The 1,993-nt window shown below is 45.1% G+C and carries 2 protein-coding genes and 1 pseudogene; all 3 read left to right on the plus strand.

Annotated elements, in window-relative coordinates; all coding sequences use genetic code 11:
* Positions 1-791: 791 nt before the first annotated feature.
* Positions 792-1,319 carry a hypothetical protein gene (locus AC1WIP_RS15150; protein WP_481142612.1) on the plus strand — a complete coding sequence of 176 codons (528 nt, stop codon included), beginning with the start codon at positions 792-794 and terminating at the stop codon, positions 1,317-1,319.
* 103 nt (positions 1,320-1,422) lie between these two features.
* Positions 1,423-1,737, plus strand: a complete 315-nt coding sequence (locus tag AC1WIP_RS15155) for a PqqD family protein (RefSeq protein ID WP_481142613.1) — start codon at positions 1,423-1,425, stop codon at positions 1,735-1,737.
* Positions 1,734-1,993, plus strand: a pseudogene (locus AC1WIP_RS15160) (NAD-dependent epimerase/dehydratase family protein); the annotation flags it as partial. The gene AC1WIP_RS15155 and the pseudogene AC1WIP_RS15160, both read left to right, overlap by 4 nt.

Here is a 1,993-nt window from a genome sequence, read left to right on the forward strand (position 1 = left end):
GTGTAATACTATAGAATCACAGAAAGGCAATCGGAATTGTCTTTCCAAAGCAAAAGTAAGATAATGATCCGGAAAACAATATCTTACCAGCTAAAAAAAGAGGTCGGACATTTACCATAATCCGGATAGGTGAAAGCATTCAAATGAGGGTTTTTCAAATCCAATTTACCTGGATGGCTTCACAAGTGAAAGACATAAGGAGGAATTTTACAAGGACAAAAGAGCACAGAAACGAGGAATATTCAAAAAATCTTATAAGAATAAAGCTCATGAAAATGAGAAGCATTCCAGTGAGAGAAAAAGAATAAAGAATCGAGAAAGTGACAAAGGACTTGTAAAAAGAATCAAAATGAAATTCACTGCAGGTGAAGAAATCAAGTAAAAGAGAAAGAAAAATAAAAATCATCTGAATGAAAAAACCGAAAGAAAAATGTCAGAGAAGTGTCGCAGAATAATTGAGATTCAAAGCTGAAATGAAGCGGAGAAAATCAATTAGGAAGCGGCACTTCTTTTGTTATAGCCCTGGAACTTTGCAAAACAAAAATACAATAGTCCGGATCGTCTGCGCAGCATATTTCATAAACAGACCCTGGCTGACCGCCGGTACTTTGGCTGCGTTCTTTGCAGCCTTACGTACCGCTGCGGTCAGCGTGGAGCGAAAGCGTGTCTATGTTGAAATATGCTGCGTATGCGTTTGGTCTTTTGGACACTTTGCAAAGCCCCCAGAACCGTAACAAAAAGGTGCGGGAGGCATATGATAGAAGGAAGCAGTATTTTGAGGAAAAAGAGCTATGGATTTTCGTTTTAACGGCATGAGACCCTATAGAAGAAACAGTTTTGCCTCCGTCACGGGAATGATCGTGGATATGACCCCGGCGCAGATGGGAAACCGCCGGACAAACGGCTGCATCATATTCACCACCGTGGAGGATGCAGACGGCAACACTGTCAATTTTGTGATCACGCCCTCCACTTATGTGGTGGATTTTGAAACCCTTTCCGTGGGTGAGACCTGCACCTTTTACTATAGGACGGACGCGCCAGTTCCCCTTATTTATCCGCCTCAGTATAACGCCGTGGCAGCGGCCCGGGAGAAAAACGGGCGGATGGTAAGCGTGGGCTACTTTAATACCGCCCTGGTAAACGAGGATCAGACACTGCAGCTGAATATGGATGGAACGGTACAGCTTAGAACCACGAACAACCAGTATTATCAGGGAAGTCCTGCCAATCATAATCTGGTTGTGGTCTATGACACCTCAACCAGAAGCATTCCGGCCCAGACCACTCCAAAACAGGTGGTAGTACTGTGCGATTAGGTAAGTGCCGTCGGGAAAACAGTGTTTCCTTTTTGCACAATACTGTGGTACAATGGGAACAGTAAAAAAGTAAAGTGGCGTGACAAAAGGGAAGGTTTTTGATATGGCCGGGGAGGGAAAAAAGGAAAGAACCAGGTATCAGCTGCGGCAGGCGGCAGGCTGCTTTTGGATATTGGATATGCAGCAGGAAGGAGTGCCCTTTCACAGACCGGTTGTGGTAAACGAAGCCGGCGCTGAAATCTGGAGGCTGTCTGCCCAAGGGAAGAGCCAGGAGGAAATTGCCGTACTGATCAGTGAAAAATACAAAGAGGATGTGGAAAAGGTGAGATGGGATGTGAAACAATTTCAGAAGACGCTTCGGGAGTGCGGTATTGTTACACCAAAGGAAAGCGGCCGGGTCAGGAGTGAAGAAGGATGAATGTATTGCTGATTGGGGGAGCCGGAGGCCTGATCAATCATTTGATTCAAAAGATGAAAAAGGAAGGACACCGTGTTTATCTGCTTACAGGGAGCCGTCTGGAAGAGACATCCTATCAAAAGGTATTTGAGAAATATAATTTTTCCTATGAAAGCGCCAGCCTGCCGGAAATTTTTGAGAGTATTCAGCCGGACCTGACTATTTTTGCGGGAGCCTGCGACACCAATTTCACCTGGAAGAAGGAGGAGACAGAGGC

The organism is Acetatifactor sp. (genome assembly GCF_982438285.1).